A 21995-nucleotide genomic window follows, 5' to 3' on the forward strand; every position below is an offset into this window, starting at 1 on the left:
GCCTTCGGAGCAGACACGACAGAATGATCGGCGCCCTACGCTCTTCGCATCAGCTTGAGCGACGCCGTCAGCCGCAGGCTCCGCTTGCCCGCGAGCGCGATGCCTTCGAGCTCGCCGCTGTCTTCCGTGCAGGTCCCGGAGAAGCCGATGCCGACCTCGAGGCCGCCGAACACCGGGTTCTCGCCTTTCGCCGGCGTGTGCTCCTGGTTCAGCATCTCGCCCTTCCAGCGGCCGTCCGCCGAGGAATAGGAGCCGAGATAGTAGAAGAACGCATCGCCTCCTAGGATGCGCCCGTCGATCAGCAGCATCACCCCGGACAGTCCGGCATCGACGCCGTCGAGCGCGCGCAAGCCCATCCCATAGAGCCCATTGGCGATGCCGCCCGGTCCGACCGTCCCGCTCGGCGGCAAGCCTTCGTCGTCGAGGCGCGTGAGATTGGCCCAGAACCTGGCGCCCGGCATGGTGTCCGCGCCGCCTTCGAGGCGAATCTGGTTGCCGTAGAGCCGGCCGCGGGCCCCGATCGAAGCGACGTCGGCGCCCATCAGCGGCTTGTAGCTGGGGTCGAGGTTGTGCCGCTCGGTGATGACCTGGGCGATGATCTCGCCGTCGCGTTCGACATAACTGCCGAGATGCGCGAAGCCCGAATTGCCGCCAAGCATCCTGCCGTCGTGCAGGCACATGATGCTGCAGCCGAACCCATCGTTGACGCCGTATTCAACCTTGTAGAGCCCGTCCAGCAACGTCCTGAACCTGCAAATTGAGAATGAATTGCGGGCTACCTAGCATCGACGCTACAGCGAAGCCACCGGCATTTCCGCGCATCGCCACGCCGGGGACCTCCGCCCGCCATGATGCCATTATGCCCCTGTTTTGCCCGACGGGTCAAAATTTCACTTCGTAAAACCCGCAGTCAATGATTTCAGGGACTTGGCTACTGTGCATGGGGTTGTTTTGGAGGTTTGTTTGCCGGCCTCCGAAAAAAGCTCCTCGGCCGATCGGTGCCAGGCTCGAACCTGCCCCCACGGACGCACGACCAATCGCGCATGGACACGCAATCAGCCGAAGACGAGCTCAGCGCGATCATCGCCGGCGCCGCGAAGCAGCCGCTGCTCGATGCCGCCTACGCGCTCTGGCGCCAACGCTATCGCCTGGAGACGATTGCGGGACGTCCGACTGCCGAAGAGGTCCGCGTCAATCGTACCTTCTCGCCGGGGCAGTTCATCATCCAGTACCGCCATGAGCGCGCCCATGCCCATGAAGGGCCGATGTTCGGCTATGTGAAGCGCGCTCATCCGCGCGCCGACGATCAGGCGATCCGGCAAGCCATCATCACGGCGGTCAAATTCGAAGACGCCTACAATAAGCACTTCGACTGGAACGGCGATTTCGAGGATTGCGTGGCGCGCGCGGTGAAACAGGCCGCGCGGAAATATCCGCATTATCTCGAGACCACCTATCGAGATGCCCGCAACGATCTCGCCTACTACATGAAGTGAACTAGAAGCACAGCGTGGTGACCAGCCTGCCCTGCTTGTCCTTGATCGCATAGGGACAGCGAATGCGCTCCAGCGCCTTCTTGGCATCCTCGTCGCCGAGCGCGGCGGCGCGCTCGTAATAGGCTTTCGCCGCGTCCTTGTCCTTCGCACCGCCGCGGCCTTCCTGCGCAAATGCGCCCATCCGCTCCAGCGCGCCGGGATGGTTTTGCGCCGCCGCCTTCTCGAACAGCGCGCGCGCCGCGACATCGTCCTTTGCCCCGCCATCGCCTTCAGACAACATCAGGCCGAGCTGGTACTGCGCTTCCGCATTGGTCTCGGCGGCCTTGCCGAGCAGCGCACGAGCCTGGGCGGGATCGGCCGGCGCCGCGCCACCTGCGCCACCGAGCGCTGCGAGATTGCTGACGCCACGGGGGTTGCCGGCCTGCGCCGCCTTCTCGAACAGCTTACGCGCCTGCGCCTCGTCCTTGGCGACGCCCGAGCCGGTGGCGTAGGTAACACCGAGCTCGACCATCGCCGCACTCGATCCCTTGTCGGCCGCCTTGCGCCATGCCGCGATTGCCTCCGCGGTCTGCCGGTTCGCCGCGTAAGCGCGCCCGAGCGCGAACATCGCGCGGCGCGAGGCGTTTGCCGCCTGCTTGCAGAACTTGACTGCAGTTGCAATGTCGGCGGACGCGATCTCCGCGACGCCCTTCACGTCAGCCGGCTTGTCGGGATCGCTAGGATCGGCGGCGAGACGGTCGCACAACACGAGATCAGCCGATTGCGCCTGCGCCGTCAGGGGCGCGGCGAGCGCAAAGAGCATGGCAAGGAGGAAAGTCCGCATGATCGTCACGTTGCGTCTGTGGCTCGGCAAATTCAAGGCTCGAGTCGGTTCACGTCTGTGATGGGTGGCTCAGGCGCGATGCATCAGCTTGAGCGCTGCGGTCAGGCGCAAGCTCCGCTTGCCGGCCAGCGCGGTTGCCTCCAGCACCGCCTGCTCCGCGTCGTAGCTGCCGGAGAAGCCGATGCCGACCTCGTGGCCGCCGAAGATAGGATCGTCCTTGGCCGGCGTGTGCTCCTGGTTGAGGATCTGGCCCTTCCAGCGGCCCTTCGCGGCGGTGTAGCTGCCGAGATAATAGAAAGCCGCATCGCCGCCGAGGATGCGGCCCTGGTTCAGCAGCATCACGCCGGTGAGTCCGCCGTCGAGACCGTCGAGCATGCGCAGATGGATGGAATAGAGACCGTCGCTGATGCCGGCTTCGCCGACGCCGCCGGCGATCGGCACCTCCTCATCGGTGATCGGCGTCATCAGCGATTGAAACGGCACGCCCGGCAGCTCCTTGAGCTCGCCCTTGAAGCGATAGAGCTCGCCGTCGGCCCAGCCCTTCGCGATTAAGGTCGCATCGTCCGTGCCCGCCATGGCGCGGTAGCTCGGATCGGGGTTATGGCGGACGGTCTTGATCACGACATCGACGCCGCTGTCCGTTTTCTCGTAGCTGCCGATATGGGCGAAGGCCGAATTGCCACCGAGCATCTTGCCGTCGCCGGCATGCATCACGCTTCGGCCGACGGTATCGCCGAGCTGAAATCTCACCTTGTAGAAGCCTTCAATCACCAGCCGTGTCCCCGGCCCTGCGCGCATCCAGATGCACTCTATCCCGCTTTCGGCGGCGATGGACAAGTTTCGCGGCGCAGCGCCGGGTGTCTTGGGATCATCAAAATGCAAAAAATCCGCCGGAGCCTTCGCTCCGGCGGATTGAACGCCAGCCCGGGCCAGCCCCCCAGCCCGGGCCGGGAGGATCTTAGGCCGCGGCCTTCTTGTCGGTCGGCACGGACGAGATCGTCTTCAGGATCTGCGAAGCGATCTGGTAGGGGTCGCCTTGCGAGTTCGGACGGCGGTCTTCCAGATAGCCCTTGTAGCCGTTGTTGACGAAGGAGTGCGGAACACGGATCGAAGCGCCGCGATCGGCAACGCCGTAGCTGAACTTGTTCCACGGCGCGGTCTCGTGCTTGCCGGTCAGACGCTTGTCGTTGTCCGGGCCGTAGACGGCGATGTGGTCCATCAGGTTCTTCTCGAAGGCGGCCATCAGCGCCTCGAAATACTCCTTGCCGCCGACTTCACGCATATAGGCGGTCGAGAAGTTGGCGTGCATGCCCGAGCCGTTCCAGTCGGTGTCGCCGAGCGGCTTGCAGTGGAATTCGATGTCGATGCCGTACTTCTCGGTGAGGCGCAGCATCAGGTAGCGGGCCATCCACATCTGGTCGGCAGCGGTCTTGGAGCCCTTGCCGAAGATCTGGAATTCCCACTGGCCCTTGGCGACTTCCGCGTTGATGCCTTCATGGTTGATGCCGGCAGCCAAGCACAGGTCGAGATGCTCTTCGACGATCTTGCGGGCGACGTCGCCGACGTTCGAGTAGCCGACGCCGGTGTAGTACGGGCCTTGCGGCGCGGGATAGCCGGCGGTCGGGAAGCCGAGCGGACGGCCGTCCTTGTAGAAGAAGTATTCCTGCTCGAAGCCGAACCAGGCGCCGGAATCGTCCAGGATGGTGGCGCGCTTGTTGGACGGATGCGGGGTCTTGCCATCGGGCATCATGACTTCGCACATCACCAGCACGCCGTTGGTGCGCGCACCGTCCGGAAACACCGCGACCGGCTTCAGCACGCAATCGGAGCTGTGGCCTTCGGCCTGCTGGGTGGAGGAGCCGTCGAAGCCCCAGAGCGGAAGCTGCTCGAGCGTCGGGAACGACGCGAATTCCTTGATCTGAGTTTTGCCGCGCAAGTTCGGAGTCGGCGTATATCCGTCGAGCCAGATGTACTCGAGCTTGTACTTGGTCATTGAGCCTCTCTGTAGATGATGCGAAAGGTTGGGGGCCCGGGAGGGCCCCCGCACGTTTGTACCCGGCCATCATCGGCCAGCCTTTCCCAAGCATTTCGCGTGCCAAAAGGCCGCAGTACGGGCGGTTTTCCACCGCTTCCGGCTCCTCTTCGCCACAGACGGGCCCTCCACGGCACCGTGCGTCATAGCCGCGCACCTTGGCCCGAAGCTGCGCTGCAAAAATCCGGCGGAAAACGCCCGATTTAGAAGCAGCGGACGCCGACCGCGCATTGCCGATGAAACGCGCATCAACGTCCGGTAACTTTCGCAAACTCCCCCACCCCTCCTCAGCAACCTTCGGAATGGCCCACGCGTTGGTCAGCGGTAGCGTGCCTTGGAGGATGCAGAAGGCTTCCTGCCTACAAATTGAGCGGAAACTGATTTCCTTTTCAGCACTTTCCAATCGGGGATGAGCGGCCGATATGGGGATTCCAGTAACCACAATCGAACGAGTCGGGCGCACCATGGAGGCCAAGGCGCTTCGACCAAGGAGAATCGCAATGATGAACAATGGTCTGAGTCACGGATCTGCAAAGATCTACCAATTCCCCGTCGGCGGCCGTGCGGCCCTCGCCGGACGCCGCTATGGCGAGACCCGCCTTCCCGCCGATCAGGCTTCGCTGCCCGCGAACGTCTCGATCTGCAGCGACAGCTGGTATCACCAGGATGCGGTCGACGAAGCCAAGCCCAAATGGGAACGCTGATGCCAGCTGCTGGTCTGACAGTGCCGGGCTTTCGCAAGCGGCCGGCGGCAGTTTGAAAAGGGGTCGAAACAACGGCGTTTCGGCCCTTTTTAATTCCAGGCGCGCCCGCGCCTATATCCCGGGCTTGTCGACCACCGCGCAGTAACCGGCCGCTTGGTGTTTGACCGTAGCGGGCCCGGTCTTGGGAATCCTCAGCGTGACTCCCGCTCCCGAATAGCGCGTCCCCGAAACCGCCAGCCGCTTGGCGAGCGTCACCGGCTGGCCATCGATCTGGACGAAGGCCCGTTTGTCGTAGTCATAAAAGCCCAGGATGAACTGCGTACCATCGGCGCAGCGGTAGGTCTGGAAGGTCTGCGCATCGGCCTGCCGCGCACCGAGCATTGCGCCCGCCAGCATGCTGACCGTCAAAACAATGGCCTTGTGCCGGCCCATGATCGCCCCCTGTAATAGACCGCAAGGATGCCAAACGTGCATCCGGTGGAACCATAACCCAAGCTGATCCCATGCAAGACTCCTCCCTGAAGGACTCCCCTGCCCGCCATCTCGCCCTGCAAGGTGCGAGCAATTTCCGCGACCTCGGCGGCTACCCGACCATTGATGGCCGCACCACACGCTGGCGGCACATCTTCCGCTCCAACCATCTCGGCCAGCTCACCGCTGCCGACATCGAGGTCGTCCGCGCGCTGGGCGTGCGCAGCGCGTTCGATTTCCGTGGCCTGGAGGAGCGCGCGGCCGGCATCTGCGTCGTGAACGAGATCACGGTGCATTCGCTGCCGATCGAGCCGACCGTCGTGGCCGGGCTGCGCGCCGAGCTCGCGAAGGGCACGCTGACCGCGGCTGTGGCGCTCGAGCTCATGCGCGAATCCTATCGCAATTATGTGCGCCACAACACGCACAGCTTCCGCGCGCTGTTCGGTCATTTGCTGGAAGATCGCGCACCGCTCGTGATCCACTGCACCGCCGGCAAGGACCGCACCGGCTTCGCCAGCGCGCTGATCCTGCATGCGCTGGGCGTGGCGGACGAGGTCATCGCCGAGGATTATCTCTTGACCAACCGGCACTACAAGCGCGACCCGTCGAACGTCTTCGATCTGCCCGCCGACGTCCTCGACGCGATCGGCAGCGTCGAGGCCTCGTACCTTGCGGCCGCTTTCGAAGCGGTCGGCAGCGAATATGGTGATCTCGAAACCTATTTGCGCGACGGGCTCAAGCTCGGCACGGCAGAGCGAGACGCGCTGAAGGCGCGCTATCTGCAAGCATAGGGCGGCTGTGCCGGGAGAACGATCATGCAAGGCAAGATCTTGATCGTGACGGGCGCACGCGGCGCGCTCGGCCAAGTAGTCGCGGAAACGGCGCTGGTACGCGGCGCGCGCGTGGCTGGCATCGATCACGCGTCTTCGCAAACCGCCGCAAGCGCTGACCACATCGACATCGCGGGCGTTGACCTGTCCGACCCAGCGCAGGCGAAAGCGGCCGTCGATGCGGCGGCAAAGCATTTCGGCCGGCTTGACGCATTGATCAACATCGCCGGCGGGTTCGCCTTCGAGACTGTGTGCGATGGCGACATCGCGACGTGGCAGCGCATGCATAAGCTGAACGTGCTGACCGCGCTTAACGCCTCGCGCGCGGCGCTGCCGCACCTTGCCAAGTCCACGGCCGGCCGCATCGTCAATATCGGCGCCATGGGCGCACTGCAGGCCGGCAACGGGATGGGCCCCTATGCCGCGTCGAAAGCCGGCGTGCATCGCCTGACCGAGGCCCTCGCAAACGAGTGGAAGGGCAAGGTTACCGTCAACGCGGTGCTGCCCTCGATCATCGACACCGCGGCCAACCGCGCCGACATGCCGAAAGCCGACTTTTCCAAATGGGTGACGCCCCAGGAGCTCGCCGAAGTGATCCTGTTCCTCGCCAGCGATGCCGCGAGCGGCGTCACGGGCGCCCTGATCCCGGTCGGTGGCCGGGTGTAGTCGCGTTCCGATCAAAACGTTAGAGGCACCGGCTCCGATTCAATCGGGGCCGAGAACGCTCTAGACTGGCTGCAACTGATTCTCCGATCGGACGTCCCTTGGAAACCGCGCTTTACCTGCCCGTCAAACGCTTCCTCGAAGAGCTCGGCTTCACAGTCAAGGGCGAGATCGGCGGCTGCGATCTCGTCGGCCTCAGCGCCGGCGATCCGCCGGTCGTGGTGATCGGCGAGCTCAAGCTTGCCTTTAATCTCGAGCTGATCCTGCAGGCGGTCGATCGCGCGCCGGCCGGTGACGAGGTCTGGATCGCGGCGAAGATGTCCGCGCGCGGCAAGGGACGCGAGAGCGACGCGCGCTATCGCAATCTCTGTCGCCGCCTCGGCTTCGGCATGCTCGGCGTGACCGATCGCGGCCAGGTCGAAGTGCTGGTGAAGCCACCGACCGCGGCGCCGCGCCGCGAGCCGAAGGTGCGCTCGCGTCTCGTCGCCGAGCATCAGCGCCGCCAGGGCGACCCCGTGCTCGGCGGCAGCACCCGCGCACCGATCATGACGGCCTATCGCCAGCAGGCGCTGGCCTGCGCGTCGGCTCTTGCCGAAGGGCCGAAGCCGGTGCGCGAGCTGCGCGAACGCTGCCCCGATGCCGGCAAGATCTTGCTTAACAATGTGTATGGCTGGTTCGAACGCACGGAGCGGGGAATCTACCGGCTCACCGAAGCTGGACACGCCGCCCTGAAACGTTGGCCTCAGCAACGGGTGGAGGTCGGCGCGAGTGCTGCGTCACCGCTGTGACACCAGACCGGTGCATAGCTGAGATGCCGCACCGATTTCATATTGCAATGCAACATTGGCGGCACTAGGTATCCCGGCATCAAGATGAGGCCGTTATGAGCGCAGACTGGAATACCAAATATGGCACGCGGCGCGTCCGCCACGATCCCCCGACCCTGGACGAGGCGATCTTCGCCGCTGTCGGCATCACAGACGACCAGGCGCAGCAGGCCGAGATCGCTGCAGCCTTGATGGGGATGCCGCTCGAAGTCGTCCAGGCCGAGGTGAAGAAGCAGGCCCGCTCCAACAGCCGCATCACCGCCACCCGCGTGATCGCCGGCGAACAGGGCGCGCAGCGCTCCGTCGTAGTCGAACGCCGCGTCGTCCGCCGCTTCGGCGCCGGCACGCGCAGCTGAGCATTCCTTTCATCGCACCGAACGCGAAAGCGGACCGGCCTTGCCGGTCCGCTTTGTGATTCCTGTCCGCAATTTCCGGGTTATGCGGCGCGATTGCCGTACATGCTCGAGATCAGCTTCCAGCACGTGCTGTTGAAGCTGAGAAGCGCGCGCCCGGCCGTGAACGGCGAGGCCGCGAGATCGGCAAGCTCGGCCTCGGGCGTCTTGGCGAGGTCGATCGTGCCGGTCGATTCACCATGGCGGAAAGCCAGATGGGCCCCGAACTTCCTGGCGAGCGCCCGCATCGCATGATTGTCCGCGCCCGTCGTGATGCGCAGCTGCTTGTAGCCCTTCCAGCGGGCCTCTGCGATCAGGCGGCGGAACAGCACGGTGCCGACGCCCTGGCGGCGCGCGGAGGCTTCCACGCTGAAGGCGACCTCCGGCAAGGAACCGTCCTCGGGCGGGTGCAGCTCGGCCGCGCCGCGCACCACGCCTTCGACGATATAGGCAACGATGACGGTGCCGTCCTCGGCACAGCGGGCGGCGTAGCGCTCGATGAAGCTGTCGTCGAGAAAGCCGTTGAAACGGTCGTGCCGGCTGCCGGCATCAAGCCTCAGCAGGTGATCGCGCAGGAGCGGCAATTCTTCCTGCTGGATCAGGGTCCGCACATAGCCGGGAACGGTACGGACGGTGTCTTCAAGTACCACGTCAGAACTCCTCTTGGTGTTCCCTCGAGGAGGCGTTCGAATCCCTAGGCCTCCTATATTGTGCATCGCACCATGATTTTCAAGACGGAGACCTGCCCAAGTTTCGGGCACCGAAGCGACCAATTCGTTAATAAAATCAAAGTCCCATAGTTTCACAGGACCAGCTGGGTCTGGGTCACCACCGCAACCAATTTGCCGTCCTCGGTTTCCAATCTGGTGGTCCAGACCTGGGTCCGCCGACCCCTGTGCACCGGGGTGGCGGTGGCGATGACCGTGGCCCCCTCCTTGGCCCCACCGATGAAATTGGTCTTGCTCTCCAGCGTGGTCGTACCCTTGGCGTCCTCGGGCAGATTGATCACGGTCGCTGCCGCGCCGACGGAATCGGCCAGCGCCATCACGGCCCCGCCGTGGATGGTGTGGTGAAGCGTGCAGAGTTCGGGCCGGACCGTCATCCGCGCCACCACGCGGTCCTTCTCCGCCTCGACAAATTCGACGCCCTTGAGTTCGGCGAACGGCATCTTCATCGCTTTAAGTTTCTCGAGCGGCGTCATCGGATCTCCTCCCAACTTCTTGTTGGCTCAACGTGAATTGCTTCAAGCCGCAAAGCAATGACGTCCGAGGTAATGGCGATGCTGACATCGGCGCGCAGAGCCGGGAAGCGCTGCACTGCGTCCGGGGCACGAGACCACCCTCACGTCACTGCATGCACGACCTGATACTCCGGCCGTCGCCACACCTCCCCTGAAATCACCTCTTCGACGATCTCCGCGGCCCGCACGATCTCGCCCTCGCCGATGTACAGCGGCGTGAGGCCGAAGCGCATGATGTCGGGCGCGCGAAAGTCGCCGACGACACCGCGGGCGATCAGGGCCTGCATCGCGGCGTAGCCGCCGGCGAAGGCGAAGGAGACTTGCGAGCCGCGCCGCTCATGGTCGCGCGGCGTCACGAGCTTGAGTTGCGGACAACGGCGCTCGACTTCACCGATCAGGAGATCGCCCAGCGCCAGCGAACGCGCACGAACCTCCTTGATATCGACCTTGTCCCAGATATCGAGCGAGGCCTCCAACGCCGCCATGGCGAGCACCGGCGGGGTGCCGACGCGCATGCGCTCGACGCCGCCCGCGGACGCATAGGCAAGCTCGAAAGCAAACGGTTTTGCGTGGCCCATCCACCCCGACAGCGCGGCGCGCGCGCCGTCGGCATGGCGCGGTGCGACATAGAGGAAGGCCGGCGCGCCGGGGCCGGCGTTGAGATATTTGTAGGTGCACCCCGCGGCGAAATCGGCGCCGCTCCCGGCGAGATCGACCGGCAGCGCGCCGGCGGAATGGGCGAGATCCCAGACCGTGACGATGCCGAGCGCATGCGCTTTCGCTGTCAACTTCGCCATGTCGTGGCGGCGGCCGGTGCGATAGTCGACCTCGGTGATGTACAGAACGGCGATCTCCTCAGACAATGCGTCCTCGATCTCCTCCGGTGCTACCAGGCGCAATTGATGGCCCCGTCCGAGCGTCGCGATCAGGCCTTCGGCCATGTAGAGGTCAGTCGGGAAGTTACCGGTATCCGACAGGATCACCTTGCGCGAGACGCTCATGTCCAGCGCGGCAGCTAGCGCCTGATAGACCTTGAGCGACAGCGTGTCGCCGACCATGACCGAGCCGGCCTCCGCTCCGATCAACCGCGCGATGCGGTCGCCGAGATGGCGCGGCTGCACATACCAGCCTGCACTATTCCAGGCGCGGATCAGCTCGTTGCCCCATTCCTCGGTGATCACGCGGTTGACACGCTCGGCAACGCCCAGCGGCAGCGCACCCAGCGAGTTGCCGTCGAGATAAATCACGCCGTCAGGCAAATGGAACAAGGCTCTGGTATCGTCGTAGACGCGAAGCCGGGTCATGGACATCCCTACAGAATCGTACGCACGCGCCAGAGTTCGGGAAACAGTTCGACCTCGAGCATGCGCTTGAGATAACTGACGCCGCCAGTGCCGCCGGTGCCACGCTTGAAGCCGATGACGCGCTCGACCGTGGTGACGTGGTTGAAGCGCCAGCGCCGGAAATAGTCCTCGAAATCGACCAGCTTCTCGGCCAGTTCGTAGAGCATCCAGTGGGTTTCCGGCGCCTCGTAGACGATACGCCAGGCCTGCAGCACGCCTTCGTTGAAGCTGTGGGTTTCGCGAACGTCGCGCGCCAGCACCGCAGCAGGCATCTTGAGCCCGTTGCGGTCGGCAAGCCGCAGCACCTCGTCATAGAGGCTCGGCGTCGCGAGCTCGGCTTCGAGCAGCTTGATCGTCTCCGCATCGTGCGCGTGCGGCTTCAGCATGGCGTGGTTGCGGTTGCCGAGCAGAAATTCGATCAGCCGGTATTGCCGCGACTGAAAGCCCGAGGATTGTCCGAGTTGCGAGCGGAAGCGGGTATACTCGCTGGGCGTCATCGTGCGCAGCACGTCCCAGGCGCCGTTGAGCTGCTCGAAGATACGCGACATCCGGGCCAGCATCTTCATCGCGGGTTGCACCTCATCCCGTGAGATCGCACGGCGCGCAGCGGCGAGCTCGTGGATGGCGAGCCGCATCCACAGTTCCGTGGTCTGATGCTGGATGATGAACAGCATCTCGTCATGCGCCTCCGACAGCGGATGCTGCGCACCGAGGATCGCGTCCAGCGCGAGATAATCACCGTAGGACATGCGCCGGGTGAAATCGGTCTCGGCGCCTTCGCTTGTGGGATCGTAATCGCTGGACGTCATGGCTGGCCCCTCTCGATTGATCGTCCCTGGCCTCATTCATCGAGGCCGATCAGGCGCGCGGTGATCTGTGACGACGGATCCTTGAGCCCGTCGATCACCGTGAAATGGTTGAGGCCGGGCTCGACGACGAGGTGCGTCGGCACGTCGAAGCCGGTCCAGATGTTCGCCATCAGATCGGACTGGCGGATGAATTCGGGCCGCTCGCTGCCGCCGACCCAGGCCGTCACTGGCGAACGCCCTCGTGGCAGATGCAGCGCCGCGCTTTCCAGCGTCGCCTCCTCCATCGTCATGCGCAGCGTCTCGTTCATCCCCGTCTTCAGGAGCGGACGCAAGTCGTGCAGGCCGCTGATCGAGAGCGTACCGGCGATGCGGTTGTAGACGGCGGACTCGAGCCGGCTGTCGCCGCACAGCATGCGTGTGACGAGATGGCCGCCGGCGGAATGGCCGGCGAGCCGGATCGGCCCCGAGACGAGTGATGCCGCTTTGGCGATCGCGGCGGTGATCTCCGCAGTGATATCGGAGATGCGGGCAGCTGGTGCCAGTGTGTAGCTCGGCAGCGCCACCGTCCAGCCATGGTGCCGCGCACCTTCGGCGAGATCGGTCCAGGTCGATTTGTCGAAGCGCATCCAGTAGCCGCCATGGACGAAGACGACGAGACCCTTGCTGTCGCCGTCAGGCAGGATCAGATCGAGCCTCTGGCGCTCGCCGGCGCCGTAAGCGATGTCGGGGCGAAATTCCTTCAGCCCGGCGCGGTAGGCCGCCGCCCGCTCCGCCCACAGAGCCGGCAGCTTGTCCGAGCCCGGGATGTGGGCCGAATTGGCGTAAGCGTCATCCCAATCGCGCATCGTTGCTCCCGAGGACTCGTCCGACGAACCGAACCCAGTCTGCCACCGGTCAGGGCGGCATCCTAGTCTTTCTTTTAAGCTTAAAGGATTGAGGGAGCCGGTGGATTGGGCAGCGACCGCTACGAGCTGAGCTGTCGCAGGGTGGGCAAAGCGGAGCGTGCCCACCATCTTGGTTCATCCGAGAGAAAGGTGGTGGGCATAGCGCAAGTGCGCCTTTGCCCACCCTACCGCAGTGGCGATGGGGAGACCGCTACGCCTTCTCCACGCCGCACCATTCCGCGATGAACAGCGCCATCGCCTTGGTCGCCTTCTTCAATGACTCCAGGTCGACGAACTCGTTGAAGCCGTGCATCTCGCCTCCGCTGGCACCAAAACACAGACTCGGGATGCCGTGGTTGAGGCCGTAGAAGCGCGTGTCGGTCAGCGCCGTGAAGACGAGGTCCTCTGGCGTACCGCCATAGACCCTGTTGAAGGCCTTCCCGAACGCAGCCTCGGGCTCCGCGGCGTTGGTCAGCTCATAGCCTTCCGACAGGAAGCCGGACCATTCGACCTGCGGCGGATTGTTGGCGAGGAAGCGGTGGTTGCGCGAAGCGGCGGCGACGCAAGCCATGATCTCCTTCTGGTGATCGGCGATCGACCAGCCCGGCAACACCGCAATCCGGCAGTCGACATCGCACCAGGCCGGTACGCTCGAGGCCCAGTCACCGCCCTTGATGATGCCGGCGTTGAAGTTGACGGGATGGTCGAGCGTCTTGAAGTGACGGTCGGCCTTGGCCCGCTCGTTCCATTCGATCTCGAGCTTTTGCAGCGCCTGGATCAGGTGATATGCCGCCATGATCGCGTTCGCGCCGGAGCCTGCGAAGGCAACGTGGGTCGGATGCCCCTTCACGCGGAGGCGGAACCAGATCACGCCGACCTGGGAGCGCACCATCTTGCCGCCGGTCGGCTCCGGAATGAAGCAGGCGTCCGCGCGATAGCCGCGTTGCAGCGTCGAGAGTGCGCCGACACCGGTGCTCTCCTCCTCGATCACCGATTGGAAATGGATCCGCGCCGTCGGCCTGAAGCCCGCGGCCTTGATCGCGTCCAGCGCATAGAGCGCACCGATCGTCCCGGACTTCATGTCGCAGGCACCGCGGCCGAACATCTTGCCGTCCTTGATGACCGGCGCGAATGGCGGCGTTTCCCACAATTCCAGCGGACCGGCCGGCACCACATCGCAGTGCCCTTGCAGGATCAGCGACTTGCCGCCATTGGTTCTCGGACGGTAAGTTCCCACCACGGATCGCGCCTTCGAGAAGTCGTGCTCGATCGGACCGAAGCCGCGCAGATCCTTCAAATCCTCGACGTCGATATGCCAGTCGTCGACCTCGTAGCCACGTTCGCGCAGGAGATCGCCGATCATGTCCTGGCATGGTCCCTCCGCCCCGCGGGTCGAAGGGATCGCGACGAAATCGCGGGTGGTTGCGAGCTGAGCCTCGAAGCCGCTGTCGACGGCGTCAAGAATCCTCTGCTGCGTTTCGGCATTCATTCGGGCGACTCCAGACATTCCAATGGTCCCAGGGAGCGCGCAAACTAGCCGATTTCAGCCGTTCGGGTACTCCAGAAAATATGCATCCCGCAATGCATCTTCGAGCAGCCGGCCTTCGGAATAGCCGTTCAGAGTCGCAGGCCGGCTGACACCATCGAGCAGGCGCGGGCACGGTTCGGGGGCGCCGAGCACGGTGCGGACCGGAATGCGCTCCGCATAGATCGGCAGCGCATAGTCCTCGTCATCGTCGGCGACGCCCTTGGCGCGGATCTTGGCCGAGGCTTCCTCGATTTCCATTGCGATGAAGGACGTCGCCTTGATTTCCTGCGTAGTGCTCTGTCGCAGGCCGGCGGTGCGATCCGGGAAGAAGCGATCGACCATGGCGATCACCGCGCGCTCCTTCTCATCAGGATCGGTGACGAGATAGGCCGTGCCGAACGCCATCACGGCGCGGTAGTCGGCGGAATGGTTGAAGCCGCAGCGTGCCAGCACGAGGCTGTCGAGATGGGCGACCGTCAGGCAGACGCGCTCGCCCTTGCTCTGGTTGCGTAGCATGCGGCTGGCGCTCGATCCGTGCCAGTACAGCCTGGTGCCCTCGCGCCAGAAGAAGGTCGGCGTGCAATAGGGCTGGCCGTCGATTGCGTAGGAGACGTGGCACAGCATCGAAGAATCCAGGATGCGATGAACCGTGTCGTGATCATAGAAGCCGCGGTCGTGCCGGCGCTTCACCTGGTTGCGTGCCGATGTCGGATAGGAATTCGAGGTCTCGGTCTGGCTCACAGCCGCTCCTGCTCGGATGGAAGAAATCCGGAGCAGTTGTAGCGGCGCATTTGGTCTGCGATAGTTCCAATTCCATGCAAAAAATTCCGACCAATTCGTCGTCCCGAACCAAGCCCGAGCTTCCGCTCGACCTCACCGGCCCTCACGTCACGGCCGGCGCTTCTGCCGCGCACCGGCTGTATCAGGCACTGTGCGAGATGATCGTCTCCGGCCTGGTCCGGCCGGGCGAGCCGCTGCCGCCATCGCGGACGCTGGCCAGGCAGACCGGCTTCCGCCGCAACGCCGTCGTCACCGCCTATGAGCGCCTGATCGCCGACGGCTTTGCCGACGCGACGGTCGGCTCCGGAACGTTCGTCGCGGCGCGTATCCCCCAGCGCGCCGCCGAGCCGAATAAGCCGAAGGTCGTTCTCGAAGCGCCAAAGCAAGGCGCGTTTGCGCTTGGCTGCACCCATATCGACGAGCGCGCCGTGCAGCGCTTTCGCGCTTTCGTCGGCCGCCGCATGCGCGCATTCGGAACCGAGCACCTGCATTACGGCGACCCTCGCGGCAGCCGCGAGCTGCGCGTGGCGATCGCCGACCATCTGTTGTCGGCGCGGGGGCTGCGTTGCGATCCCGACCAGATCATGCTGACCTCGGGCACGCTGCACGCGCTGCGCATCGTGCTGAGCGCGATCCTGAAATCCAGCGACCAGGTCTGGTGCGAGGACCCGGGCTATCCCGCCGCGCGAAAAACCATCGTCCATTGCGGTTATCGCACTGTGCCTGTCGCGGTGGACGAGCACGGGATGCGCGTCGCCAAAGGCCGCATCGCGGCACCGTCCGCGCGCGCGGCCTACGTTACGCCGTCGCACCAGTTTCCACTTGGCGTGCAGATGTCGATGCCGCGACGGCTCGAGCTTCTGGACTGGGCCAAACAGGCCGGCGCATTCGTGCTCGAGGACGATTACGACAGCGAGTTCCGCTATGACGGCGCGCCGCTGATGTCGCTCGCCGGCATCGATCGGCTCCAGCGCGTGATCTATCTCGGCACCTTTGCCAAGACGCTGTTTCCGGGCCTGCGCATCGGCTATTGCGCCCTGCCCGAACGCCTGATCGCGGAGGTGACGGCGGCGCGGGCGGCGCTCGACCGCTTTCCCGGCACGCTGATGGAGGGCGCGGTGGCGGACATGCTCAATTCCGGCGCCTTCGCCGCGAATCTGAAGCGCGTGCGGAAACTCTATCGCGAGGCGCGCGACGTGCTCGCCGAGAGGCTGGAAGTCGCATCCGGTGGCGCGCTTTCGGTGCCGGTGCCCTCACAAGGCCTGCATCTTGTCGCCCGGTTCGATCCTGCCGTCGATCCGGCGGTGGCGGCGCTGGCCAAGCAGGCGGCCGGCGCCGAAGGCTGGCTATTGGCCGACACCTATTCGCGCGGGCGTCCCCTGCCCGGCTTCGTGCTGGGATTTTCCGGACATCCCGTGCCGCAGCTCGTGGCGTCCGCGGAACGTCTCGCGAGGGAATCGCGCGCAGCCTTGGCCGCAAAAGGAAAACCGGCCCGCCGGGCCTGACGAAGCTTCACTATCAGAATCGCCCGCCGCTCCCTAGATTGCGGCATCGATTCCGGGACCTCACATCATGCTGCTGCGCCACGCGACCTGCCTCTCGCTGCTGATCTCCATCGCGCTTGTCTCGACGGCACCCGCTGCCACAGTCGGACGCGAGCAGGACATCGGCGATCTGAAGCTCGGCCAGCGCGTGCTCGTGGATGACGGAACCTGCCCCGCCGGTCAGCTCAGGGAAGTGCGCGGCGCGAAGATGACCGACAAGGGAGTCTCGCGCACGAGTTCCTGCGTGCCGCGGCACGGACCGAAAACGAAGTAAGGATCCGGGACTATTTCGCCGGATCGAACATGCACTGCAGGGTCGGTTTGGCGATCTTGGTGAAGGTCGGGCCGATCTCGCTGTGCTTGGAGGCCGGTACCCAATCGGTCTCGATGGTGGGCACGCCGGTCTCGCTGATGCCGCGCAGCAGCGCTTCGCGCAGATCGCGATCCTCGACGGCCGCGGCGGCGTGATCGTGCAGGCAGCCGCAGACCGCTTCCGGATGCTGCCAGCGCCCGAGCATGTGCGGCGCACACTGGCGCACGAATTCGCCACGCGGATCGGGTAGCCTGGAAGGTGAGCGGACCTGCGCCTGAACGGAGCTGATCGTCAGAAGGGACACGAACGCGGCGGCGCAGAGACGAAGCAACATGATAGGCTTTGCCGGCTGTTTCGTTGTGTGCAGTCAGAAGCGCGCGGCGACCATGATCGGCTGAGCGGCCGGAACCGCAACGGGCGAGCCGCTGTACTGGAAGGTACCGACACCGGGGAGATTGCCGTCGGGCGCACCCGCCAACGAGGAGCCGGCGAGCACGAAACCGAAAGCAAGGATGAAGCTGAGCGCGCGCATGATCTGTGTCCCAATTCTGTGGCCGGCGGTGCGCCGTCGTCGTTATGAGCCTGATAACCATGGGCGGTTTCGCGCGTGATGCGCGAAAAACTGAAAATGGTTTCGTCTTCGTGAGAATTGTTTCGTCCCGGCCACGGCGACGAAACAATTCTCGGAAAATGCCAGTTATTTCAGATAGGTCTGGCGGCAGGCCAAAGTCGCCTGCCAAGTTCCGGCGCCGGCACGGACGTGCACCCCGCCCAGGCGTTGTCACGCGGCCGCCGCGCGCGCTTCACATGCATTTTACGTTTTTCTGCTGAAAGGGCGGCAAAAGAAGGCTGGATCCTGTCGAACCGGAATTGGTTCGGCAACGACCCAAGCCATCGAAACCGAGACGCCCGGATCATCGGGCGCATTCACGTGAGGGATGGCCATGGTGGCGGGAAATCGCGCAACGCCGCGCGATGAAAATCCACCGACGGAGCGCGCAGATCAACCGATCATTCGCGGCAGCACCGGCGCAATGGCGCTGCAATCGAGCCGCGGCCTCGAGGCGGCGCCGCAGACGTTCGTGCGACTGACCGGATCGCGCCTTGCGACGCCGCGCGATCGCCGCCGGGTGAACGCGAGCGCGTTGCAGGAGTGAACGCGGAGCGCCTCATTGCGTGAAGAACTCGCCGCACTTCTGGACGTTTGCGTCCGCAGGTCCCCACGGCATGATCGGCACGGTCGAGGTCGAGTTCTTGGGCGAGCCTTCGATCAGCTTGTCTGAATAGACCATGTAGACCAGCACGTTGCGCTTGGCGTCGCAGCCGCGCACGATCTGCATCTTCTTGAAGAACAGCGACCGGCGCTGGCGGAACATGTCGTCGCCCTGCTCCATTTTGTGCTTGAACTTGACCGGACCGACCTGGCGGCAGGCCAGCGAGATATCCGAGACCTCCTCGGCAAGGCCGAGCCAGCCTTTGAAGCCGCCCTTCTCCGGCACCGTGAAATGACAGGCGACGCCTTCGACTTCGGGATCGTCGAGACCATAGGTCGCGAGCTTGTCGTTCGGGCTCATCCATTTGAACACGGTAGAGCGGCGGAAGATCAGATCAGGTTCGTCGGCCGCAGATGCCGACGCCATTGGCGCGGTCAGAGCCAGGAGGAATAAAGCGAGGCCTTTCAGACGGATGCTCGAAAGACCGGGGAAACGAGATGACATGAAGTTCTCCGCTAACAAGTCCCCGCAATGTAGGAACGCAAGCGGCGGTCAGGAAGGCGGCAGAGGAGCGGACCAGGCCGCCGTTTACCGCTCCGTGAGGCTTTTTTGCTACGCCTTGGACAAAAGTAGCTGATGGCAGAACCGCGCTGCTGGTGAACGCGTATCCCCTTTGCGAGACTAACGTCTGATTTGGATAATGGATTCGAGGATGAACAGCGTGAACGGGTGGGGTTCGCCTGCCAAGCCGGCACGGCTGTGGCAGGTCGCCATGTTGACGGCGGCGGGTGCGATCGGCGCAACCAGCGAAGCAAACGCAGCATTTTATTACTGGACGGACTATTCCGACCGGCCCTACTACGCCCGGCCGAACCGGCTTCCCGAAATACCGCGCCCGAAGCCGCAAAAGCGCGGCGCCGCAAGCAAGAAGGACGTCGTTGTCGAGAAGGAAGCCGGCACCAAGCCGCAAGGGCCACTCGTCATTGTCGTCTCGATCGACCGGCAGAAGATGACGGTCTACGACAAAGCCGGCGTGTTCGCGGAATCACCGGTGTCGACGGGCATGAAGGGCCACTCGACGCCGATGGGCGTGTTCAGCATCATCCAGAAGCACAAATTCCACCGCTCCAACCTCTATAGCGGCGCGCCGATGCCGTACATGCAGCGGATCACCTGGTCCGGCGTCGCGATGCATGCTGGCGCGCTGCCGGGCTATCCGGCCTCGCATGGCTGCATCCGCATGCCCATGGCGTTCGCGATGAAGATGTGGAACTGGACCAGGATGGGCGCGCGCGTGATCGTGGCGCCCGGCCAGGTGTCGCCGCAAAGCTTCTCCCATCCCGTGCTCGCCTCCATGCGCGTGCCGCCGCAGCCCGCCGCGAGCCTCGCGCCGCAGACCAATGTCGCTGACAAGGCCGATAAGGGCACGACCGAAGCCAAGCCGGTCGAGACCAAGACGGCCAGCGCCGACAGCGTGGTCGAGCTGCGCACCTCGGTCGGCCACACCGTGTTGTCGGACGTGACCACCGGCCATGCGGCTGCGCGCGAGGAAGCCGCGGCGACGTCCGACGAGGTCAAGACGGCCGAAGCGGCCAAGCCTGCGTCCGAAGACGCCGCCAAGCCGGCGACCGAGAACAAGCCTGCCGACAAGGTCGACCCGGTCAAAACGGAAGCCGCGAAGGCACCCGATGCGCCGGCGCTCGCCACCGCACCCGATGCAAAGAAGGACGAGGGCCGCCTCACCGATCCTGCGCCGGCGGCAAAGCCGGACACACCCAAGCGGGCCGGCCAGATTGCCGTCTTCATCAGCCGCAAGGATTCCAAGCTCTATGTGCGGCAGAATTTTGCGCCGCTGTTCGAGGTGCCTGTCACGATCGCCGCGAGCGACCGGCCGCTCGGCACGCATGTCTTCACCGCCGAGCTCGACAAGGCCGATGCCAACACGCTGCACTGGTCGGTGGTGTCGCTGCCCGTGTCCGCCCGTTCCGTGGCGCGCGAGGACGACAACCGCGTGGCGCGCCGCCAGCGCGGTGCCGCCGTGATCCCCGTCGCCGCAAAACCGGTGGTGACGCCGGACAGCCCAGCCGAAGCCCTCAACCGCATCTCGGTCCCCACTGAGACCATGGCGAAAATCAACGAGATGCTGACGTCAGGCGGCTCGATCATCGTCTCCGACCAGGGCATCAACCAGGGCGAGACCGGCGAAGGTACCGACTTCATCGTCCGCCTGTACTAGCTCTCTCGCAGGACCGATAACGCGGTGTTGACGCGCGAGGCCGCAGTGGCGGAGTAATCTGCCCTCGGATCATCTCGGGGGACGCCGTCATGATGAATCGCAGAACCGTGCTGAGCGTCACGCTTGCGGGCGCGTTCGCGCCTGTCACGCGCGCCCTCGCCGATGGCGCCATGAGCCGGATCTCGGCCTACGCCTTCTCCTTCCCCGCATTGTCAGGCGACGACATCCGCCTCGCCACGTTCACCGGCAAACCGCTGCTGGTGGTGAACACGGCCTCGCTCTGTGGCTACACGCCGCAATATGCCGGCCTGCAGGAAATCTGGAACGAGTTTCGCGGGCGCGGGCTCACCGTGATCGGCGTGCCGTCCAACGATTTCGGCGGCCAGGAGCCCGGTGGCAGCAGCGAGATCACGCAGACCGCACACCACCAATATGGCGTTACCTTCCCGATCACGGCCAAGGCTGCGGTGGTCGGTGCGCGGGCGCATCCCTTCTACAAATGGGCCGCGGAAGCCCGACCGAAGGAAGTTCCGCGCTGGAACTTCCACAAATACCTGATCGGCCGCGACGGCTATATCGCCGAGGTATTTCCATCCGCCGTCGAGCCGGCCGACACGCGGATCAAGACCGCCATTGCAAGGGCCCTGGCCGACACTTGACTCACGTGCACGACTCAAGTGCACGCCATCCGGCTGGGCACAATTGCGACGCGGCATCAAACAGCCGTTGCAATGGCGATGGCGCACCATCTAGGCTAGGATTGTTTTGGGCAGGACGGTTTTTGCCGCAGGCGAAAAGCCACGGCGGAACAACGGGATCAATCTCGAGGGACATCACCATGCGCGTAGCGGCAGGACTGATTTTAGCAGGTGCGATGTCGGTGGCGCTCTCCGGCGCCGCATGGTCGCAGACGCCGGCCGCGAAGCCCGCGGCCGCACCGCAAGCCGCGCCGGCGGCAACACCAGCGGCTGCAACATCCCCTGCAGCTCCAGCGCCCGCAGCAGCGGCTGCGGCGCCAGCGGGCTTCGTCAATCCGCCCCCGCCGAAACAGCCGCCGCAGCCGGCCCGCGCGGCCTGCAACACACCGGGCGCACTCGGCGTCGCCCGCACCGTCGAGATCGACACCACGGGCGGTCCCGGCTTCGGCTTCGAGCATTTCAAGGAGCTCGACTTCCTGCGTGACAAGGAGGTCGTGCTGACCTTCGACGACGGCCCCTGGCCGCGCAACACGCCCGCGGTGCTAAAGGCGCTCGCGGACGAATGCACCACCGGAATCTTCTTCATCATCGGCAAGCACGCGACCTACGAGCCGGAGGTCCTCAAGCAGGTCTACGCAGCCGGCCACACCGTCGGCGCCCACACTTGGTCGCACGCCAACCTCAACAACAAGAAGCTCAACGAAGCGCAGCGCAAGGACGAGATCGAGAAGGGCTTTGCGGCGGTGAAGTGGGCGCTCGGCGGCATCTCGCCCGCGCCGTTCTTCCGCTTCCCGGCGCTGCAGCATCCGCCCGAGATGGTCACCTATCTCGGCAACCGCAATGTCGCGAGCTTCTCCTGCGACATCGACTCGTTCGACTTCAAGGCTTCCAAGCCCGAGAAGATCGTCGAGACCGTGATGAAGAAGCTCGACACCAAGGGCAAGGGCATCATCCTGATGCACGACTTCCAGAAGCACACCGCGGAGGCCCTACCCGAGCTGCTCAAGCGGCTGAAGGCGGGCGGCTACAAGGTGGTAGCGATGCGCGCCAAGTTCCCGGCCTCGACGCTGCCGGAATACGACCAAGAGCTGCTCAAGGATCTCAAGCTGCCGACGGTGAGCCAGCGCCCGGTCAATTCGGTGGTGACCACCGTTTCCGAATAGCCGTC

Annotated in this window: 27 protein-coding genes; 12 read left to right on the top strand and 15 right to left on the bottom strand. The window is 64.6% G+C overall.

Annotated elements, in window-relative coordinates; translation table 11 throughout:
• Nucleotides 1–35: 35 nt before the first annotated feature.
• Complete coding sequence (locus I6F17_RS05015; RefSeq protein WP_036033873.1) at nt 36–740, bottom strand: hypothetical protein; 705 nt, start codon at nt 738–740, stop codon at nt 36–38.
• Nucleotides 741–1043: 303 nt separating this feature from the next.
• On the opposite strand from I6F17_RS05015, the gene I6F17_RS05020 reads away from it, so the two are divergent.
• Complete coding sequence (locus I6F17_RS05020) at nt 1044–1496, top strand: hypothetical protein (protein WP_225128499.1); 453 nt, start codon at nt 1044–1046, stop codon at nt 1494–1496.
• Between the two features lies 1 nt (nt 1497).
• Here the strand turns inward: I6F17_RS05020 and I6F17_RS05025 are convergent, their stop codons facing one another.
• The 3 genes from I6F17_RS05025 to I6F17_RS05035 all read right to left on the bottom strand — a co-directional run bounded on the left by I6F17_RS05025 (nt 1498) and on the right by I6F17_RS05035 (nt 4312).
• Nucleotides 1498–2319 (bottom strand): tetratricopeptide repeat protein, encoded by an 822-nt coding sequence (locus tag I6F17_RS05025; RefSeq protein ID WP_036033915.1) that lies wholly within the window; start codon nt 2317–2319, stop codon nt 1498–1500.
• Between the two features lie 69 nt (nt 2320–2388).
• A complete protein-coding gene (locus I6F17_RS05030; RefSeq protein WP_225128639.1) occupies nt 2389–3090 on the bottom strand; it encodes a GrlR family regulatory protein in 702 nt (233 codons plus the stop codon).
• A gap of 187 nt (nt 3091–3277) precedes the next feature.
• Nucleotides 3278–4312: a glutamine synthetase beta-grasp domain-containing protein gene (locus tag I6F17_RS05035; protein ID WP_036000382.1), complete on the bottom strand. Its 1035-nt coding sequence runs from the start codon at nt 4310–4312 to the stop codon at nt 3278–3280.
• A gap of 539 nt (nt 4313–4851) precedes the next feature.
• Between I6F17_RS05035 and I6F17_RS05040 the strand changes: the two genes are divergently transcribed.
• Entirely contained in the window at nt 4852–5055 is a 204-nt protein-coding gene (locus I6F17_RS05040; RefSeq protein WP_036022780.1) for a DUF2735 domain-containing protein, read from the top strand.
• 111 nt (nt 5056–5166) lie between these two features.
• Here I6F17_RS05040 and I6F17_RS05045 read toward each other — a convergent pair whose 3' ends face one another.
• The gene (locus I6F17_RS05045; RefSeq protein ID WP_225128497.1) at nt 5167–5487 is read right to left on the bottom strand and encodes an MliC family protein; all 321 of its coding nucleotides are present in this window, start codon (nt 5485–5487) and stop codon (nt 5167–5169) included.
• An 86-nt stretch (nt 5488–5573) separates the two neighbouring features.
• On the opposite strand from I6F17_RS05045, the gene I6F17_RS05050 reads away from it, so the two are divergent.
• From I6F17_RS05050 to I6F17_RS05065, 4 genes are all read left to right on the top strand, one after another.
• Nucleotides 5574–6317 carry a tyrosine-protein phosphatase gene (locus I6F17_RS05050; protein ID WP_036033920.1) on the top strand — a complete coding sequence of 248 codons (744 nt, stop codon included), beginning with the start codon at nt 5574–5576 and terminating at the stop codon, nt 6315–6317.
• A 24-nt stretch (nt 6318–6341) separates the two neighbouring features.
• Nucleotides 6342–7022, top strand: a complete 681-nt coding sequence (locus tag I6F17_RS05055) for an SDR family oxidoreductase (protein WP_036033877.1) — start codon at nt 6342–6344, stop codon at nt 7020–7022.
• A 98-nt stretch (nt 7023–7120) separates the two neighbouring features.
• A complete protein-coding gene (locus I6F17_RS05060) occupies nt 7121–7807 on the top strand; it encodes a DUF2161 family putative PD-(D/E)XK-type phosphodiesterase (RefSeq protein WP_225128495.1) in 687 nt (228 codons plus the stop codon).
• Between the two features lie 95 nt (nt 7808–7902).
• Nucleotides 7903–8202 carry a hypothetical protein gene (locus I6F17_RS05065; RefSeq protein WP_225128493.1) on the top strand — a complete coding sequence of 100 codons (300 nt, stop codon included), beginning with the start codon at nt 7903–7905 and terminating at the stop codon, nt 8200–8202.
• Nucleotides 8203–8282: 80 nt separating this feature from the next.
• Here I6F17_RS05065 and I6F17_RS05070 read toward each other — a convergent pair whose 3' ends face one another.
• The 7 genes from I6F17_RS05070 to I6F17_RS05100 form a co-directional block, all read right to left on the bottom strand.
• On the bottom strand, nt 8283–8888 hold the full coding sequence (locus I6F17_RS05070; protein ID WP_036000398.1) for a GNAT family N-acetyltransferase: 606 nt from the start codon (nt 8886–8888) through the stop codon (nt 8283–8285).
• Nucleotides 8889–9040: 152 nt separating this feature from the next.
• Complete coding sequence (locus I6F17_RS05075; protein ID WP_036000401.1) at nt 9041–9439, bottom strand: PaaI family thioesterase; 399 nt, start codon at nt 9437–9439, stop codon at nt 9041–9043.
• Nucleotides 9440–9579: 140 nt separating this feature from the next.
• Nucleotides 9580–10782 (bottom strand): kynureninase, encoded by a 1203-nt coding sequence (gene kynU, locus I6F17_RS05080; protein WP_225128490.1) that lies wholly within the window; start codon nt 10780–10782, stop codon nt 9580–9582.
• Nucleotides 10783–10790: 8 nt separating this feature from the next.
• Entirely contained in the window at nt 10791–11630 is an 840-nt protein-coding gene (gene kynA, locus I6F17_RS05085) for a tryptophan 2,3-dioxygenase (protein ID WP_036033884.1), read from the bottom strand.
• Nucleotides 11631–11662: 32 nt separating this feature from the next.
• On the bottom strand, nt 11663–12475 hold the full coding sequence (locus I6F17_RS05090; protein WP_109143966.1) for an alpha/beta hydrolase: 813 nt from the start codon (nt 12473–12475) through the stop codon (nt 11663–11665).
• 250 nt (nt 12476–12725) lie between these two features.
• Nucleotides 12726–14003: an ArgE/DapE family deacylase gene (locus tag I6F17_RS05095; RefSeq protein WP_036000410.1), complete on the bottom strand. Its 1278-nt coding sequence runs from the start codon at nt 14001–14003 to the stop codon at nt 12726–12728.
• A 54-nt stretch (nt 14004–14057) separates the two neighbouring features.
• Nucleotides 14058–14783: a pyridoxamine 5'-phosphate oxidase family protein gene (locus I6F17_RS05100; RefSeq protein WP_025035905.1), complete on the bottom strand. Its 726-nt coding sequence runs from the start codon at nt 14781–14783 to the stop codon at nt 14058–14060.
• 74 nt (nt 14784–14857) lie between these two features.
• On the opposite strand from I6F17_RS05100, the gene I6F17_RS05105 reads away from it, so the two are divergent.
• Together I6F17_RS05105 and I6F17_RS05110 are read left to right on the top strand one after the other, a co-directional pair.
• A complete protein-coding gene (locus I6F17_RS05105; protein WP_225128489.1) occupies nt 14858–16327 on the top strand; it encodes a PLP-dependent aminotransferase family protein in 1470 nt (489 codons plus the stop codon).
• Between the two features lie 67 nt (nt 16328–16394).
• The gene (locus tag I6F17_RS05110; protein WP_225114136.1) at nt 16395–16640 is read left to right on the top strand and encodes a DUF6719 family protein; all 246 of its coding nucleotides are present in this window, start codon (nt 16395–16397) and stop codon (nt 16638–16640) included.
• A 10-nt stretch (nt 16641–16650) separates the two neighbouring features.
• Here the strand turns inward: I6F17_RS05110 and I6F17_RS05115 are convergent, their stop codons facing one another.
• Together I6F17_RS05115 and I6F17_RS05120 are read right to left on the bottom strand one after the other, a co-directional pair.
• A complete protein-coding gene (locus I6F17_RS05115; RefSeq protein WP_036000421.1) occupies nt 16651–17013 on the bottom strand; it encodes a hypothetical protein in 363 nt (120 codons plus the stop codon).
• Between the two features lie 33 nt (nt 17014–17046).
• Nucleotides 17047–17211, bottom strand: a complete 165-nt coding sequence (locus tag I6F17_RS05120) for a hypothetical protein (RefSeq protein WP_167361658.1) — start codon at nt 17209–17211, stop codon at nt 17047–17049.
• Nucleotides 17212–17623: 412 nt separating this feature from the next.
• On the opposite strand from I6F17_RS05120, the gene I6F17_RS05125 reads away from it, so the two are divergent.
• Nucleotides 17624–17836 carry a hypothetical protein gene (locus tag I6F17_RS05125; protein WP_225128487.1) on the top strand — a complete coding sequence of 71 codons (213 nt, stop codon included), beginning with the start codon at nt 17624–17626 and terminating at the stop codon, nt 17834–17836.
• Between the two features lie 12 nt (nt 17837–17848).
• Here the strand turns inward: I6F17_RS05125 and I6F17_RS05130 are convergent, their stop codons facing one another.
• Nucleotides 17849–18397, bottom strand: a complete 549-nt coding sequence (locus I6F17_RS05130) for a CreA family protein (protein ID WP_036000425.1) — start codon at nt 18395–18397, stop codon at nt 17849–17851.
• A 208-nt stretch (nt 18398–18605) separates the two neighbouring features.
• On the opposite strand from I6F17_RS05130, the gene I6F17_RS05135 reads away from it, so the two are divergent.
• The 3 genes from I6F17_RS05135 (at nt 18606) to I6F17_RS05145 (ending at nt 21990) form a co-directional block, all read left to right on the top strand.
• Nucleotides 18606–20129, top strand: a complete 1524-nt coding sequence (locus I6F17_RS05135; RefSeq protein ID WP_225128485.1) for a L,D-transpeptidase — start codon at nt 18606–18608, stop codon at nt 20127–20129.
• 89 nt (nt 20130–20218) lie between these two features.
• Nucleotides 20219–20788 carry a glutathione peroxidase gene (locus I6F17_RS05140; protein ID WP_036022762.1) on the top strand — a complete coding sequence of 190 codons (570 nt, stop codon included), beginning with the start codon at nt 20219–20221 and terminating at the stop codon, nt 20786–20788.
• 179 nt (nt 20789–20967) lie between these two features.
• Nucleotides 20968–21990 carry a polysaccharide deacetylase family protein gene (locus I6F17_RS05145; protein ID WP_036000479.1) on the top strand — a complete coding sequence of 341 codons (1023 nt, stop codon included), beginning with the start codon at nt 20968–20970 and terminating at the stop codon, nt 21988–21990.
• Nucleotides 21991–21995 lie beyond the last annotated feature (5 nt).

Origin of the sequence: Bradyrhizobium sp. NBAIM18, assembly GCF_020193825.1 — a bacterium.
Classification (GTDB): Bacteria; Pseudomonadota; Alphaproteobacteria; order Rhizobiales; family Xanthobacteraceae; genus Bradyrhizobium; species Bradyrhizobium yuanmingense.